General features: G+C 53.0%; 26 protein-coding genes. All 26 read left to right on the forward strand.

What is annotated here, in order from left to right; genetic code table 11:
• Positions 1–17: 17 nt before the first annotated feature.
• The 26 genes from rplD to rplQ all read left to right on the forward strand — a co-directional run bounded on the left by rplD (position 18) and on the right by rplQ (position 12,657).
• Positions 18–623 carry a 50S ribosomal protein L4 gene (gene rplD, locus AB5Z02_RS01775; protein WP_005340616.1) on the forward strand — a complete coding sequence of 202 codons (606 nt, stop codon included), beginning with the start codon at positions 18–20 and terminating at the stop codon, positions 621–623.
• Positions 623–922 (forward strand): 50S ribosomal protein L23, encoded by a 300-nt coding sequence (rplW, locus tag AB5Z02_RS01780; protein WP_342690021.1) that lies wholly within the window; start codon positions 623–625, stop codon positions 920–922. The genes rplD and rplW overlap by 1 nt, the downstream gene beginning before the upstream one ends.
• A gap of 15 nt (positions 923–937) precedes the next feature.
• On the forward strand, positions 938–1,759 hold the full coding sequence (gene rplB, locus AB5Z02_RS01785; RefSeq protein ID WP_005340614.1) for a 50S ribosomal protein L2: 822 nt from the start codon (positions 938–940) through the stop codon (positions 1,757–1,759).
• A gap of 22 nt (positions 1,760–1,781) precedes the next feature.
• Entirely contained in the window at positions 1,782–2,060 is a 279-nt protein-coding gene (rpsS, locus tag AB5Z02_RS01790; protein ID WP_005307960.1) for a 30S ribosomal protein S19, read from the forward strand.
• A gap of 10 nt (positions 2,061–2,070) precedes the next feature.
• Positions 2,071–2,415: a 50S ribosomal protein L22 gene (gene rplV, locus AB5Z02_RS01795; RefSeq protein ID WP_005319741.1), complete on the forward strand. Its 345-nt coding sequence runs from the start codon at positions 2,071–2,073 to the stop codon at positions 2,413–2,415.
• Between the two features lie 3 nt (positions 2,416–2,418).
• Complete coding sequence (gene rpsC, locus AB5Z02_RS01800) at positions 2,419–3,132, forward strand: 30S ribosomal protein S3 (RefSeq protein ID WP_005307962.1); 714 nt, start codon at positions 2,419–2,421, stop codon at positions 3,130–3,132.
• 13 nt (positions 3,133–3,145) lie between these two features.
• On the forward strand, positions 3,146–3,559 hold the full coding sequence (gene rplP / locus AB5Z02_RS01805) for a 50S ribosomal protein L16 (RefSeq protein ID WP_005340612.1): 414 nt from the start codon (positions 3,146–3,148) through the stop codon (positions 3,557–3,559).
• Positions 3,559–3,750, forward strand: a complete 192-nt coding sequence (gene rpmC, locus AB5Z02_RS01810; RefSeq protein WP_005307965.1) for a 50S ribosomal protein L29 — start codon at positions 3,559–3,561, stop codon at positions 3,748–3,750. The genes rplP and rpmC overlap by 1 nt, the downstream gene beginning before the upstream one ends.
• Positions 3,750–3,998: a 30S ribosomal protein S17 gene (rpsQ, locus tag AB5Z02_RS01815; protein ID WP_005307966.1), complete on the forward strand. Its 249-nt coding sequence runs from the start codon at positions 3,750–3,752 to the stop codon at positions 3,996–3,998. Before rpmC ends, rpsQ begins: the two co-directional genes overlap by 1 nt.
• Before the next feature lie 147 nt (positions 3,999–4,145).
• Positions 4,146–4,514 (forward strand): 50S ribosomal protein L14, encoded by a 369-nt coding sequence (gene rplN / locus AB5Z02_RS01820; protein WP_005307975.1) that lies wholly within the window; start codon positions 4,146–4,148, stop codon positions 4,512–4,514.
• Positions 4,515–4,525: 11 nt separating this feature from the next.
• Entirely contained in the window at positions 4,526–4,843 is a 318-nt protein-coding gene (gene rplX, locus AB5Z02_RS01825) for a 50S ribosomal protein L24 (protein WP_005307977.1), read from the forward strand.
• Between the two features lie 13 nt (positions 4,844–4,856).
• Positions 4,857–5,396 (forward strand): 50S ribosomal protein L5, encoded by a 540-nt coding sequence (gene rplE, locus AB5Z02_RS01830; protein ID WP_005331162.1) that lies wholly within the window; start codon positions 4,857–4,859, stop codon positions 5,394–5,396.
• 10 nt (positions 5,397–5,406) lie between these two features.
• Complete coding sequence (rpsN, locus tag AB5Z02_RS01835; protein WP_005340609.1) at positions 5,407–5,712, forward strand: 30S ribosomal protein S14; 306 nt, start codon at positions 5,407–5,409, stop codon at positions 5,710–5,712.
• 21 nt (positions 5,713–5,733) lie between these two features.
• Positions 5,734–6,126: a 30S ribosomal protein S8 gene (gene rpsH, locus AB5Z02_RS01840; protein WP_005307980.1), complete on the forward strand. Its 393-nt coding sequence runs from the start codon at positions 5,734–5,736 to the stop codon at positions 6,124–6,126.
• A gap of 13 nt (positions 6,127–6,139) precedes the next feature.
• Complete coding sequence (gene rplF / locus AB5Z02_RS01845; protein ID WP_005340607.1) at positions 6,140–6,673, forward strand: 50S ribosomal protein L6; 534 nt, start codon at positions 6,140–6,142, stop codon at positions 6,671–6,673.
• Positions 6,674–6,682: 9 nt separating this feature from the next.
• Entirely contained in the window at positions 6,683–7,036 is a 354-nt protein-coding gene (gene rplR, locus AB5Z02_RS01850) for a 50S ribosomal protein L18 (RefSeq protein ID WP_005340606.1), read from the forward strand.
• 14 nt (positions 7,037–7,050) lie between these two features.
• Positions 7,051–7,551 (forward strand): 30S ribosomal protein S5, encoded by a 501-nt coding sequence (gene rpsE / locus AB5Z02_RS01855; protein ID WP_005340605.1) that lies wholly within the window; start codon positions 7,051–7,053, stop codon positions 7,549–7,551.
• A 6-nt stretch (positions 7,552–7,557) separates the two neighbouring features.
• Positions 7,558–7,737, forward strand: a complete 180-nt coding sequence (gene rpmD / locus AB5Z02_RS01860) for a 50S ribosomal protein L30 (protein WP_005307985.1) — start codon at positions 7,558–7,560, stop codon at positions 7,735–7,737.
• A gap of 2 nt (positions 7,738–7,739) precedes the next feature.
• On the forward strand, positions 7,740–8,177 hold the full coding sequence (gene rplO, locus AB5Z02_RS01865; protein WP_005340604.1) for a 50S ribosomal protein L15: 438 nt from the start codon (positions 7,740–7,742) through the stop codon (positions 8,175–8,177).
• Positions 8,178–8,185: 8 nt separating this feature from the next.
• Positions 8,186–9,514, forward strand: a complete 1,329-nt coding sequence (gene secY, locus AB5Z02_RS01870; RefSeq protein ID WP_005340602.1) for a preprotein translocase subunit SecY — start codon at positions 8,186–8,188, stop codon at positions 9,512–9,514.
• Between the two features lie 27 nt (positions 9,515–9,541).
• Complete coding sequence (gene rpmJ, locus AB5Z02_RS01875) at positions 9,542–9,655, forward strand: 50S ribosomal protein L36 (RefSeq protein ID WP_005319705.1); 114 nt, start codon at positions 9,542–9,544, stop codon at positions 9,653–9,655.
• A 139-nt stretch (positions 9,656–9,794) separates the two neighbouring features.
• Entirely contained in the window at positions 9,795–10,151 is a 357-nt protein-coding gene (rpsM, locus tag AB5Z02_RS01880; RefSeq protein WP_005307991.1) for a 30S ribosomal protein S13, read from the forward strand.
• Between the two features lie 14 nt (positions 10,152–10,165).
• Positions 10,166–10,555, forward strand: coding sequence for a 30S ribosomal protein S11 (gene rpsK / locus AB5Z02_RS01885; RefSeq protein ID WP_005307993.1), 390 nt, complete (start codon positions 10,166–10,168; stop codon positions 10,553–10,555).
• A gap of 39 nt (positions 10,556–10,594) precedes the next feature.
• A complete protein-coding gene (rpsD, locus tag AB5Z02_RS01890; RefSeq protein WP_005340600.1) occupies positions 10,595–11,215 on the forward strand; it encodes a 30S ribosomal protein S4 in 621 nt (206 codons plus the stop codon).
• Between the two features lie 25 nt (positions 11,216–11,240).
• The gene (rpoA, locus tag AB5Z02_RS01895; RefSeq protein ID WP_005307997.1) at positions 11,241–12,230 is read left to right on the forward strand and encodes a DNA-directed RNA polymerase subunit alpha; all 990 of its coding nucleotides are present in this window, start codon (positions 11,241–11,243) and stop codon (positions 12,228–12,230) included.
• Between the two features lie 43 nt (positions 12,231–12,273).
• The gene (gene rplQ / locus AB5Z02_RS01900; RefSeq protein WP_005307999.1) at positions 12,274–12,657 is read left to right on the forward strand and encodes a 50S ribosomal protein L17; all 384 of its coding nucleotides are present in this window, start codon (positions 12,274–12,276) and stop codon (positions 12,655–12,657) included.
• Positions 12,658–12,801: the final 144 nt, after the last annotated feature.

The raw sequence follows: 12,801 nt of genomic DNA on the forward strand, positions 1-12,801 counted from the left end.
CGTCTGAGGAGATAGTAATGGAATTGGTAATGAAAGACGCCAAGAGCGCTCTTGAAGTTTCCGAGACTACCTTCGGGCGCGAATTCAACGAAGCTCTGGTTCACCAGGTCGTCGTTGCATATGCCGCTGGTGCCCGTCAGGGTACTCGTGCGCAGCTGACTCGCTCTGAAGTGTCTGGTGGCGGCAAAAAGCCGTGGCGTCAGAAGGGTACTGGTCGTGCCCGTGCTGGCTCCATCCGTTCGCCCATCTGGCGTTCCGGTGGTGTGACTTTTGCTGCTAAGCCGCAAGATCACAGCCAGAAAGTAAACAAGAAGATGTACCGCGGCGCTATCCGTAGCATTCTGTCCGAGCTGGTACGTCAAGAGCGCCTGATCGTTGTTGAGAAGTTCGGCATCGAAGCTCCGAAGACCAAAGAACTGATCGCCAAGCTGAAAGAAATGGAACTGACTGACGTTCTGATCGTGACTGCTGAAGTCGATGAGAACCTGTTCCTGGCTGCTCGCAACCTGTACAAAGTTGACGTGCGTGACGTTGCCGGTATCGACCCGGTCAGCCTGATCGCTTTCGACAAGGTTCTGATGACTGCTGACGCAGTTAAGCAAATCGAGGAGATGCTGGCATGATCCGTGAAGAGCGTCTGCTGAAAGTTCTGAAGGCTCCGCACATCTCTGAAAAGAGCACCATGGTTGCAGAAAAGCAGAACACTATCGTGTTCAAAGTTGCTGTTGATGCTACCAAGGCGGAAGTCAAAGCTGCAGTTGCGAAACTGTTCGAGGTCGAAGTTGAGACCGTCCGTACCCTGAACATGAAGGGTAAGACCAAGCGCGCAGGTGCACGCGTAGGCCGTCGTTCCGATTGGAAAAAGGCTTATGTGACCCTGAAAGCTGGTCAGGACATCGACTTCATGGGCGCAGCCGAGTAAGAGGAGTTCTCAAAAATGGCAATCGTTAAGTGCAAGCCTACTTCTCCGGGCCGCCGCCACGTCGTCAAGATCGTCAATCAAGAGCTGTACAAGGGCAAGCCCTTCGCCGCTCTGCTGGACAGCAAAAGCAAGTCCGGTGGTCGTAACAACAACGGCCGTATCACTACCCGTCATATCGGTGGTGGTCACAAGCAGCACTACCGTATCGTCGACTTCAAGCGCGACAAAGACGGTATCCCGGCTAAAGTAGAGCGCCTGGAATACGATCCGAACCGTACCGCTAACATCGCTCTGGTGTTGTATGCAGACGGTGAGCGTCGTTACATCCTGGCTCCGAAAGGCCTGAAAGCTGGTGACGCGATCGCTTCTGGTGCTGATGCAGCCATCAAGGTAGGTAACGCCCTGCCGATGCGCAACATCCCGGTTGGTTCTACCGTTCACGCTGTAGAGATGAAGCCTGGTAAAGGTGCCCAGCTGGCTCGTTCCGCTGGTACTTTCATCCAGATCCTGGCTCGTGAAGGTAACTATGTAACTCTGCGTCTGCGTTCCGGCGAAGTACGTAAAGTTCTGGCCGAGTGCCGCGCTACCATCGGTGAAGTCGGTAACTCCGAGCACATGTTGCGTCAACTGGGTAAAGCCGGTGCAAACCGCTGGCGTGGTATTCGTCCGACCGTTCGCGGTATGGCGATGAACCCGGTTGACCACCCGCACGGTGGTGGTGAGGGTCGTAACAAGGGCATGCAGCCTGTGTCCCCATGGGGCCAGAAGGCTAAAGGCTTCAAGACCCGTAAGAACAAGCGTACCGACAAGTACATCGTACGTCGTCGTAACAAGTAATTGTTAACATAGAGGAATCACCATGCCACGTTCTCTCAAGAAGGGTCCATTTATTGACCTGCACTTGCTGAAGAAGGTAGAGAAAGCGGTGGAAAGCGGGGATAAAAAGCCGGTTAAAACCTGGTCCCGTCGTTCAATGATCATCCCGAACATGATCGGTTTGACCATCGCTGTCCATAATGGTCGTCAGCACGTTCCGGTTTTCGTTACCGAAGAAATGATCGGTCACAAACTGGGTGAATTCGCACCGACTCGTACTTATCGCGGCCATGCTGCTGATAAGAAGGCTAAGAAGCGCTAAGGGATAAATGATGGAAGCTATCGCTAAACACCGTTATGCCCGTACTTCTGCCCAGAAAGCTCGTCTGGTAGCCGATCAAGTACGTGGTCTGTCCGTAGACAAGGCTCTGAATATCCTGACCTTCAGCCCGAAAAAGGCTGCAGTGCTGGTTAAGAAAGTGCTGGAATCTGCCATTGCAAACGCTGAGCACAACGAAGGCGCCGATATCGACGCGCTGCGTGTTGCTACTATCATGGTCGACGAAGGTCCCTCCATGAAGCGCATCCGTCCGCGTGCCAAAGGTCGTGCGGATCGTATCCTCAAGCGTACCGCTCACATCACTGTAGTGGTATCCGACGCTAAGGCTGGGAGATAAGCAATGGGTCAGAAAGTACATCCTAATGGCATTCGCCTGGGTATTACCAAGCCTTGGAATTCTACCTGGTTCGCGAACACCAAAGACTTCGCTGACAACCTGTACAGCGATTTTCAAGTACGCCAGTTCCTGACCAAGGAACTGAAAAACGCGTCCTTGTCCAAGATCACCATTGAGCGTCCGGCCAAGAGCATCCGTGTGACCATTCACACCGCTCGTCCGGGTGTTGTAATCGGTAAGAAAGGCGAAGACGTTGAGAAGCTGCGCAAAGCTGTAGCCACTATTGCTGGCGTGCCTGCTCAGATCAACATTTCCGAAGTCCGCAAGCCGGAGCTGGATGGCAAACTCGTTGCCGACAGCATCACTTCCCAGCTGGAGCGTCGTGTAATGTTCCGTCGTGCTATGAAGCGCGCCGTACAGAACGCAATGCGCCTGGGTGCCAAGGGCATCAAAGTGGAAGTTTCCGGTCGTCTGGGCGGCGCTGAAATCGCGCGTACCGAATGGTACCGTGAAGGTCGTGTGCCGTTGCACACCCTGCGTGCCGACATCGACTACGCAACTTCTGAAGCCCACACCACTTACGGTGTGATCGGCGTTAAAGTTTGGATCTTCAAGGGCGAAGTTCTGGGCGGTCTGGCTGCTGTTAACGCTGCCGCTGCTCAAGAGCAAGCTCCTGCAAAGCCCAAGCGTGACAACAAGCGCCGCGCTGCTAAGTAAGGAGATTCGGTAAATGTTGCAACCTAAGCGTACTAAATTCCGCAAGACCCACAAGGGTCGTAACCGCGGTCTGGCCACCTCTGGTAACGAAGTATCCTTCGGTACCTTTGGCCTGAAGGCGACATCCCGTGGTCAGCTGACTGCTCGTCAAATCGAAGCAGCCCGTCGTGCCATGACCCGTCACGTTAAGCGTCAAGGTAAGATCTGGATCCGTGTGTTCCCGGACAAGCCCATCACCGAAAAGCCCCTCGAAGTTCGTATGGGTAAAGGTAAGGGTAACGTGGAATACTGGGTTTGCCCGATCCAGCCTGGCAAGGTTCTGTACGAGATGGACGGTGTACCTGAGGCTCTGGCGCGTGAAGCGTTTGCCCTGGCCGCAGCTAAGCTGTCTGTTCAGACCACTTTCGTAATTAAGACGGTGATGTGATGAAAGCCCAAGATCTGCGTCAAAAGAGCGTCGAAGAACTGAACCAGGAGCTGCTGGGCCTGCTGCGTGAGCAATTCAACATGCGCATGCAAGCGTCCACCGGCCAGCTGGCTCAGACTCACACTCTGAAACAAGTGCGTCGTGACGTCGCACGTATCAAGACTGTACTGACTGAGAAGGCAGGTGCGTAATGACTGACAAGATCCGTACTCTGCAAGGTCGTGTAATCAGCGACAAGATGGACAAGTCCATCACTGTTGCTATCGAGCGCAAGGTAAAGCACCCGATCTACGGTAAGATCATCAAGCGCACTACCAAGCTGCACGTGCATGACGAAAACAACGAGTGCAAAGCTGGTGACCTCGTGGAAATCCGCGAATGCCGCCCGCTGTCCAAGACCAAGTCCTGGACCCTGGTTGCCGTTGTAGAAAAGGCCTAATCGGTACTTTGTAGTCCAAGCGGCCCCTTTCAGGGGCCGTTTGTTTTTTAGGCTACCTTTTCTGAAAATCCTGTGTTATAGTTTCGCGCCTTTTGAAGGCAGCCAGATCCCATTAGGGATAAGAAGTAAACAAAGCGGAGCACTAAGATGATCCAGATGCAAAGTATGCTGGGTGTTGCCGACAACTCCGGCGCTCGCAGTGTAATGTGTATTAAGGTTCTGGGTGGCTCGCACCGCCGTTACGCCGGCATCGGCGACATCATCAAGGTTTCCATCAAGGAAGCCATTCCTCGCGGTAAAGTGAAGAAAGGTGATGTGTATAACGCGGTGGTCGTACGCACCCGTAAAGGCGTTCGTCGTCCGGACGGCTCTGTCATCCGTTTCGACAACAATGCGGCTGTGTTGCTTAACAACAACCAACAGCCAATCGGTACTCGTATTTTTGGCCCGGTGACCCGTGAACTGCGTAATGAGAAGTTCATGAAGATTGTGTCCCTGGCACCCGAAGTACTGTAAGGAGTCGAACGATGGCAGCTAAAATCCGTCGCGAAGACGAAGTGATTGTTCTTACCGGCAAAGACAAGGGCAAGCGTGGCAAAGTCACTCAAGTCCTGATTGCAAAAGGTAAGGTAATCGTGGAAGGCATCAACCAGGTGAAGAAACACCAGAAGCCGGTACCCGCACTGGGTCAGGCTGGCGGTATCGTCACCAAAGAAGCCCCCATCGATGTATCAAACGTAGCGCTGTTCAACTCTGCCACTGGCAAAGCTGACCGCGTTGGTTTCCGGATTGAAGACGGCAAAAAAGTCCGTTTCTTCAAATCCACCGGCGAACTTGTGAAGTAATTGGAGTTTAACGATGGCGAAACTGCATGATTACTACAAATCCGATGTAGTAAATGAACTGTCCAAGCAGTTCGGTTACAAGACTATCATGCAAGTCCCTCGGATCGAGAAAATCACCCTGAACATGGGTGTTGGTGAAGCGATCTCTGACAAGAAATTGCTGGAAAATGCTGCTGCCGATATGGCTGCCATTTCCGGTCAGAAGCCGCTGATCACCAAAGCTCGCAAATCTGTTGCGGGCTTCAAGATTCGTGAAGGCTACCCGATAGGTTGTAAAGTAACCCTGCGTGGCGAGCGTATGTGGGAGTTCCTGGAACGGCTGATCTGCATCTCCGTACCGCGTATCCGTGACTTCCGTGGCCTGAACGCTAAAGCGTTCGACGGTCGTGGTAACTACTCCATGGGCGTGCGTGAGCAGATCATCTTCCCGGAAATCGACTATGACAAAGTCGATCGCGTCCGTGGTCTGGATATCACCATCACCACTTCCGCGAATACCGATGAAGAAGGCCGTGCTCTGCTGGCTGCCTTTAACTTCCCATTCCGCAAGTAAGGTTAGGGTTATGGCTAAAACATCCATGAAAGCGCGCGAAGCAAAGCGTGCCAAGCTGGTAGCCAAGTACGCGACCAAGCGTGCCGAGCTGAAAGCTATCATCGTTGACATGAACGCTTCTGAAGAAGCGCGTTGGGATGCTGTACTGCAACTGCAACAGCTGCCCCGTGATTCCAGTCCGTCCCGCCAGCGTAACCGTTGCAATATTACTGGTCGTCCGCACGGTTTCCTGCGCAAGTTTGGCCTGTCTCGCATCAAGGTGCGTGAGCATGCCATGAAGGGCGAAATTCCGGGCCTGAAGAAGGCTTCTTGGTAACGAATCTCGGGAGTTAGACTTATGAGCATGCAAGATCCGATCGCGGATATGCTGACCCGCATCCGTAACGGTCAGGCGGCGAGCAAAGTTGCGGTTTCCATGCCTTCTTCCAAGCTGAAAGTGGCTATCGCCAAAGTGCTGAAAGAAGAAGGTTACATCGCTGGCTACTCCGTAGCTGGTGACGTGAAGCCGGAACTGGAAATTGAACTGAAATATTTCCAGGGCAAGCCAGTTGTAGAACTGATCCAACGCGTAAGCCGTCCAGGCCTGCGTATTTACAAGCGCACTACTGATCTGCCGAAAGTTATGGGCGGTCTCGGTGTTGCTATCGTGTCCACGTCTAAAGGTGTGATGACTGACCGTGCTGCTCGCAAAGCAAGCATGGGCGGTGAGATCATCTGCTACGTCGCTTAATAGGAGGTAGGAAATGTCTCGTGTTGCTAAGGCACCCGTCACTATTCCTGCTGGCGTAGAGGTGACTCTGAACGGCCAGGAACTGACCATCAAAGGTGGTAAAGGTTCTCTGGTTCGCTCTATTCACGCCGGTGTAGAAGTGACCAAAGAAGACAATGTACTGAAGTTCGCCCCGCGCGGCAGCATCGCTGGTGCTGACGCTCAGGCCGGTACTGCCCGTGCATTGGTCAACAACATGGTAATCGGTGTTACCCAAGGCTTCGAGCGCAAGCTGCAGCTGGTTGGTGTAGGTTATAAAGCCTCCATCAAGGGCAATGCTGTTGCGCTGGCTCTGGGCTTCTCTCACCCGGTAGAGCATGCACTGCCGGCTGGTGTGACCGCTGAGTGCCCGACTGCTACAGAAATCGTTCTGCGTGGCGTCGACAAGCAGCTGGTTGGCCAAGTCGCCGCCGATATCCGTGCTTACCGCGCTCCGGAGCCCTACAAGGGCAAGGGTGTACGCTATGCCAACGAGCAAGTGCGTACTAAAGAAGCTAAGAAGAAGTAAGGTAACACTATGGACAAGAAAGCAGCTCGTCTCCGTCGTGCTACTCGTGCTCGGAAAAAGATGCAGGAACTGGGAGCTACCCGTCTGGTTGTTCACCGTACCCCGCGTCATATCTATGCGCAGGTTATTGCAGCCAACGGTTCCGAAGTTCTGGCCTCTGCTTCCACAGTAGAGAAAGCCATCAGTGAAGCTCTGAAATACACCGGTAACGCAGATGCTGCTACCGCTGTAGGTAAGGCTATCGCTGAGCGTGCTATTGCCAAAGGCGTTCAGAACGTATCTTTCGATCGTTCCGGTTTCAAGTATCACGGTCGCATCGCTGCCCTGGCAGCTGCCGCACGTGACGCTGGTCTTCAGTTCTAAGCTAGGAGTCGAAGATGGCTAAAGTCGAATCTCAAGCCGGCGAACTGCAAGAAAAGCTCATTGCAGTAAACCGTGTTTCGAAAACTGTTAAAGGTGGTCGTATCATGTCCTTCACCGCGTTGACCGTGGTGGGTGATGGTAACGGCCGTGTAGGTTACGGTTACGGTAAAGCCCGTGAAGTTCCGGCTGCTATTCAAAAAGCAATGGAACAGGCTAAGCGTAACCTGAACAAGGTTGAGCTGAACAACGGCACTCTGCACCACCCGGTGCGTGGTGTTCACTCTGGCTCCACCGTGTTCATGAAGCCGGCCTCCCAAGGTACTGGTATCATTGCAGGCGGCGCTATGCGTGCTGTTCTGGAAGTTGCCGGTATCCACAACGTGCTGGCCAAGACCTACGGTTCCACCAACCCAATCAACGTTGTTCGCGCTACTGTAGACGCTCTGGTTCACGGTCAATCACCGGAACAGATCGCTGCCAAGCGTGGTCTGCGCGTTGAAGAAATTCTGGGGTAATGCGACATGGCTAACACTGTAAAAGTAACTCAAACTCGCAGCTCTATCGGCCGTCTGCCAAAGCACAAGGCGACTCTGCGTGGTCTGGGTCTGCGTCGCATTGGTCACACCGTTGAGCTGGAAGATACTCCTTGCGTACGCGGCATGATCAACCAGGTTTATTACATGGTTAAGGTGGAGGGCTAAGCATGCGTCTGAACACTCTGTCTCCGGCCGCTGGTTCCAAGCCTGAAAAACAACGTCGTGGTCGTGGTATCGGCTCCGGCCTGGGCAAGACTGGTGGTCGTGGTGTTAAAGGCCAGACATCTCGTTCCGGTGGCGGTAAAGTCCGCAACGGTTTCGAAGGCGGCCAGATGCCTTTGAAAATCCGTCTGCCGAAGTTCGGTTTCTTCTCTCGCAAATCTTTGGTTTCTGCCGAAGTGCGTCTGAACGAAATCGCCCTGGTAGAAGGTGATGTGGTCGACCTGAGCACTCTGAAGCAAGCCGGTGTTGTTACTAAGAACATCGTGTTCGCTAAAGTTGTTCTGTCAGGCAACATTGACCGTGCTGTGACCGTTCGTGGTCTGTCCGTCACCAAAGGTGCACGCGCAGCCATCGAGGCCGCTGGCGGTAAAATCGAGGAATAATCAGTACAATGGCTAAGAAACCAGGATTGGATGTTAAAGCACAGGGTGGTCTGAGTGAACTGAAGAGCCGTCTGCTCTTCGTTCTCGGGGCGATTATCGTTTTCCGTGCAGGCTCTTATGTGCCGATTCCTGGTATTGACGCCGCCGTACTGGCCGAGTTGTTCCAGCAACAGAAGGGCACCATCATTGAGATGTTCAACATGTTCAGTGGTGGTGCACTCTCGCGTGCTTCTATTCTTGCGTTGGGGATCATGCCGTACATTTCGGCGTCGATCATTATCCAGCTGCTGACAGTGGTTCACCCCGCTCTTGCTGAACTCAAGAAAGAAGGTGAATCCGGCCGTCGCAAGATTAGCCAATATACCCGTTGGGGCACGCTGGTTTTGGGAACTTTCCAGGCCATTGGTATTGCAACCGGTCTGCCGAATATGATGCATGGACTCGTGACTAATCCGGGTCTAGGCTTCTATTTCACAGCGGTTGTGAGTCTGGTCACCGGTACCATGTTTTTGATGTGGTTGGGTGAGCAGATTACCGAGCGTGGGATTGGTAATGGTATCTCGTTGATTATTTTCACAGGTATCGTTGCTGGTCTGCCGCATGCCATTGGCGCTACGGCCGAACAGGCACGTCAAGGGGAATTGCACATCCTGCTGTTGTTGTTGCTGGGCTTGATTGTTTTCGCAGTGACTTACTTTGTGGTGTTCGTGGAGCGTGGTCAGCGTCGTATCGTCGTTAACTATGCCAAGCGTCAACAAGGCCGCCAGGTATTTGCCGCGCAAAGCACACATCTGCCGTTGAAAGTGAATATGGCTGGTGTGATTCCTGCGATTTTCGCATCCAGTATCATCCTCTTCCCGGGGACCATTACCTCCTGGTTTGGTCAGGGTGAGGGTAAAGTAGCTGATATCCTGCAACAGGTCTCTATGGTCCTGCAGCCGGGTCAACCGCTTTACGAGATGCTGTATGCAGCAGCCATTATCTTCTTCTGCTTCTTCTATACCGCGCTGGTGTTCAACCCCCGCGAGACAGCAGATAATCTGAAGAAGAGTGGAGCCTTTATCCCGGGGATTCGCCCGGGCGAGCAGACAGCACGTTACATCGATAAGGTTATGACTCGCCTGACATTGGCAGGTGCGCTCTATATAACCTTTATCTGTCTGGTACCCCAGTTCTTGATGACTGCTTGGAACGTACAGTTCTACTTCGGTGGCACTTCGCTGCTGATTATCGTGGTAGTTATCATGGACTTCATGGCTCAGGTACAAACCCATATGATGTCTCATCAATATGGTGACGTCCTGAGGAAGGCCAACCTGAAGGGCTACGGCCGCTAAAGGTCGGCGTAGTTACGGAGTTAAGCAATGAAAGTTCGTGCTTCCGTTAAGGCAATCTGCCGTAACTGCAAAATCATCAAGCGTCACGGTGTGGTGCGTGTGATTTGCAGCGAGCCAAAGCATAAACAGCGCCAAGGCTAATTTTTTACGGTTAGTACTTGCAACAAATAGTTGTGCTGGCTAATATAGCCAGCCAACTTTTGTTGTGTATTGGTTGACCGCCACGTATCCGCTCACGGGCTTTGTGGTGGTCGTAATCTACTATATGTAGGAGTGAATAGTGGCCCGTATCGCTGGCATTAACATTCCTGACCATAAGCATGCAGTCATCGCTTTGACTGCGATTTATGGCGTCGGTCGTACCCGCTCCAAGGCCATCTGTGCCGCAGCCGGTATCGCTGAGAATGTGAAAATTAAAGACCTGGACGAAGCTCAGATCGAGAGTCTGCGTGAACAAGTAGGTAAATTCACCGTTGAAGGTGACCTGCGTCGTCAGATTTCCATGAACATCAAGCGATTGATGGATCTGGGTTGCTACCGTGGTTTGCGTCACCGTCGTAGCCTGCCTGTTCGTGGTCAACGTACCAAGACCAACGCTCGTACCCGTAAGGGTCCGCGCAAGGCTATCAAGAAGTAACGGGAAGGTAGAAAATGGCTAAAACTCCGACTCGTGCTCGCAAGCGCGTTAAAAAGCAAGTGAGCGACGGTATTGCGCACGTTCATGCATCTTTCAACAACACAATCGTGACCATTACTGACCGTCAGGGCAATGCTCTGTCTTGGGCTACTTCTGGTGGTTCCGGTTTCCGTGGTTCTCGTAAGTCCACCCCGTTCGCTGCTCAGGTAGCTGCCGAGCGCGCTGGTGAGATGGCCAAAGAATATGGCGTCAAGAACCTGGAAGTCATGGTCAAAGGTCCGGGTCCCGGTCGTGAGTCTTCCATCCGCGCCCTGAACGCGGCTGGTTTCCGCATCACTAACATTACTGATGTGACTCCGATCCCGCACAACGGTTGTCGTCCTCCCAAGAAGCGCCGCGTATAACGCTGTAGCTACTTGGTCTAGGATTGTTGGAGAAAGAAGATGGCAAGATATATCGGTCCTAAGCTTAAGCTTAGCCGTCGTGAGGGCACCGACCTCTTCCTGAAGTCAGGTGTTCGTGCGATTGATTCTAAGTGCAAGATTGACACCGCCCCTGGTCAGCACGGTGCGCGTAAAGCGCGTCTGTCCGACTACGGTGTTCAGCTGCGCGAGAAACAAAAAGTTCGTCGTATCTACGGCGTATTGGAAAAACAGTTCCGCAACTACTACCGCGACGCTGCCCGTCAAAAGGGTAACACCGGTGAAAACCTGTTGCAGCTGCTGGAAGGTCGTTTGGACAACGTTGTTTACCGTATGGGCTTCGGCGCTACCCGTGCTGAATCTCGTCAGCTGGTGAGCCACAAGGCCATCATGGTAAACGGTCGCGTTGTGAACATTCCTTCTTTCCAGGTTTCCCCTGAGGACGTGATCTGCGTTCGTGAGAAGGCTAAGAAGCAAGCGCGTATCAAAGCTTCCCTGGAAGTTGCTGGTCAGCGTGAGAAGCCGACTTGGGTAGAGGTTGACGCCGCTAAAATGGAAGGTGCTTTCAAGCGTCTGCCAGAGCGTTCCGACCTGTCTGCCGACATTAACGAACAGCTGATCGTCGAGCTTTACTCCAAGTAAAGCTAGCTTCTAAAGAGAGGACACAATGCTGGGTTCTGTAACAGATTTTCTTAAACCGCGGCTAGTTGACATCGAGCAAGTTAGCCCGACTCATGCGAAAGTGACTCTTGAGCCACTCGAGCGTGGCTTTGGTCACACGCTGGGCAACGCCCTGCGTCGTATTTTGCTGTCATCTATGCCCGGTTGTGCAGTTACTGAAGTCGAAATTGACGGGGTACTGCATGAGTACAGCAGCAAAGAAGGTGTACAGGAAGACATTCTTGAAATCCTGCTCAACCTGAAAGGTATCGCTGTGAAGCTGGAAGGCAAGGACGAGGTAACTCTGTCCCTGACCAAGTCTGGAACAGGCCCCGTTACCGCTGGTGATATCACTCACGGTGATGAAGTCGAGATCGTAAACCCGGAGCACGTAATCTGCCACCTGACTGGTGCCAATGCTGAAATCAGCATGCGCCTGAAAGTTCAGCGCGGTCGTGGTTATGTGCCTGCTTCTGCTCGTGTTCACAACGATGACGAAGAGCGCCCGATTGGTCGCCTGCTGCTGGACTCTGCGTTCAGCCCCATCGTTCGTATTGCCTACAATGTTGAGGCAGCACGTGTGGAACAGCGTACCGACTTGGACAAGCTGGTCATCGACATGGAGACCAATGGTACCCTGGATCCTGAAGAAGCCATCCGTCGTTCTGCCACTATTCTGGCCGAGCAACTGGAAGCCTTCGTGGATCTGCGCGATGTCAGCGTGCCCGAGAAGAAAGAAGAGAAACCCGAGTTTGATCCGATTCTGCTACGTCCTGTCGATGATTTGGAGCTGACAGTTCGTTCTGCGAACTGTCTGAAGGCAGAAGCTATCCACTATATTGGTGATCTGGTACAGCGTACCGAAGTTGAGTTGCTTAAGACTCCTAACCTCGGTAAGAAGTCCCTGACTGAGATCAAGGACGTGTTGGCCTCCCGTGGTCTGTCTCTTGGCATGCGCCTTGAGAACTGGCCGCCCGCCAGCATCGCTGACGAGTAATCCAGATTACGGGTTTCACAGATTTAGTTAGAAGGATAAGGTCATGCGCCATCGTTTGAGTGGTCGTCAACTGAACCGGAACAGCAGCCATCGTCAGGCAATGTTCCGCAACATGGCCAGCTCCCTGGTTCGTCATGAGATCATCAAGACGACTCTGCCTAAGGCAAAAGAGCTGCGTCGTGTAGTTGAACCGCTGATCACCCTTGCCAAGACTGATAGCGTTGCTAATCGTCGCCTGGCATTTGCCCGTACTCGCGATAACGCGATCGTGGCTAAGCTGTTCAATGAACTGGGCCCGCGCTACCTGGAGCGCGCCGGCGGTTATACTCGCATTCTGAAATGCGGTTTCCGTGCAGGTGACAACGCCCCTATGGCTTATATTGAGCTGGTAGACCGCCCGGCCGCTGCTGAAGCAGCTGCTGAGTGATAAAGAAAAAGCCGGGCTTGTCCCGGCTTTTCTTTTAATCCATTCTGATACTGCCTCAACTGCCTCAACTGCCTCAACTGCCTCAACTGCCTCAACTGCCTCAACTGCCTCAACTGCCTCAACTGCCTCAACTGCCTCAACTGC

The sequence above is a fragment of the Aeromonas sp. R2-3 genome (assembly GCF_040908375.1).
GTDB classification, from domain to species: domain Bacteria; phylum Pseudomonadota; class Gammaproteobacteria; order Enterobacterales; family Aeromonadaceae; genus Aeromonas; species Aeromonas veronii.

Bases quoted from the DNA above. Each gene is read 5' to 3' on its own strand.
- rplV (WP_005319741.1), top strand. From the start codon at position 2,071: ATGGAAGCTATCGCTAAACACCGTTATGCCCGTACTTCTGCCCAGAAA.
- rpsD (WP_005340600.1), top strand. From the start codon at position 10,595: ATGGCAAGATATATCGGTCCTAAGCTTAAGCTTAGCCGTCGTGAGGGC.
- rpsK (WP_005307993.1), top strand. From the start codon at position 10,166: ATGGCTAAAACTCCGACTCGTGCTCGCAAGCGCGTTAAAAAGCAAGTG.
- rplR (WP_005340606.1), top strand. From the start codon at position 6,683: ATGGACAAGAAAGCAGCTCGTCTCCGTCGTGCTACTCGTGCTCGGAAA.
- rplP (WP_005340612.1), top strand. From the start codon at position 3,146: ATGTTGCAACCTAAGCGTACTAAATTCCGCAAGACCCACAAGGGTCGT.
- rpmJ (WP_005319705.1), top strand. From the start codon at position 9,542: ATGAAAGTTCGTGCTTCCGTTAAGGCAATCTGCCGTAACTGCAAAATC.
- rpsH (WP_005307980.1), top strand. From the start codon at position 5,734: ATGAGCATGCAAGATCCGATCGCGGATATGCTGACCCGCATCCGTAAC.
- rplN (WP_005307975.1), top strand. From the start codon at position 4,146: ATGATCCAGATGCAAAGTATGCTGGGTGTTGCCGACAACTCCGGCGCT.
- rplO (WP_005340604.1), top strand. From the start codon at position 7,740: ATGCGTCTGAACACTCTGTCTCCGGCCGCTGGTTCCAAGCCTGAAAAA.
- rplX (WP_005307977.1), top strand. From the start codon at position 4,526: ATGGCAGCTAAAATCCGTCGCGAAGACGAAGTGATTGTTCTTACCGGC.
- rpmD (WP_005307985.1), top strand. From the start codon at position 7,558: ATGGCTAACACTGTAAAAGTAACTCAAACTCGCAGCTCTATCGGCCGT.
- rpoA (WP_005307997.1), top strand. From the start codon at position 11,241: ATGCTGGGTTCTGTAACAGATTTTCTTAAACCGCGGCTAGTTGACATC.
- rpsN (WP_005340609.1), top strand. From the start codon at position 5,407: ATGGCTAAAACATCCATGAAAGCGCGCGAAGCAAAGCGTGCCAAGCTG.
- rpsC (WP_005307962.1), top strand. From the start codon at position 2,419: ATGGGTCAGAAAGTACATCCTAATGGCATTCGCCTGGGTATTACCAAG.
- secY (WP_005340602.1), top strand. From the start codon at position 8,186: ATGGCTAAGAAACCAGGATTGGATGTTAAAGCACAGGGTGGTCTGAGT.
- rplE (WP_005331162.1), top strand. From the start codon at position 4,857: ATGGCGAAACTGCATGATTACTACAAATCCGATGTAGTAAATGAACTG.
- rpmC (WP_005307965.1), top strand. From the start codon at position 3,559: ATGAAAGCCCAAGATCTGCGTCAAAAGAGCGTCGAAGAACTGAACCAG.
- rpsQ (WP_005307966.1), top strand. From the start codon at position 3,750: ATGACTGACAAGATCCGTACTCTGCAAGGTCGTGTAATCAGCGACAAG.
- rpsS (WP_005307960.1), top strand. From the start codon at position 1,782: ATGCCACGTTCTCTCAAGAAGGGTCCATTTATTGACCTGCACTTGCTG.
- rplQ (WP_005307999.1), top strand. From the start codon at position 12,274: ATGCGCCATCGTTTGAGTGGTCGTCAACTGAACCGGAACAGCAGCCAT.
- rplD (WP_005340616.1), top strand. From the start codon at position 18: ATGGAATTGGTAATGAAAGACGCCAAGAGCGCTCTTGAAGTTTCCGAG.
- rplF (WP_005340607.1), top strand. From the start codon at position 6,140: ATGTCTCGTGTTGCTAAGGCACCCGTCACTATTCCTGCTGGCGTAGAG.
- rpsE (WP_005340605.1), top strand. From the start codon at position 7,051: ATGGCTAAAGTCGAATCTCAAGCCGGCGAACTGCAAGAAAAGCTCATT.
- rplB (WP_005340614.1), top strand. From the start codon at position 938: ATGGCAATCGTTAAGTGCAAGCCTACTTCTCCGGGCCGCCGCCACGTC.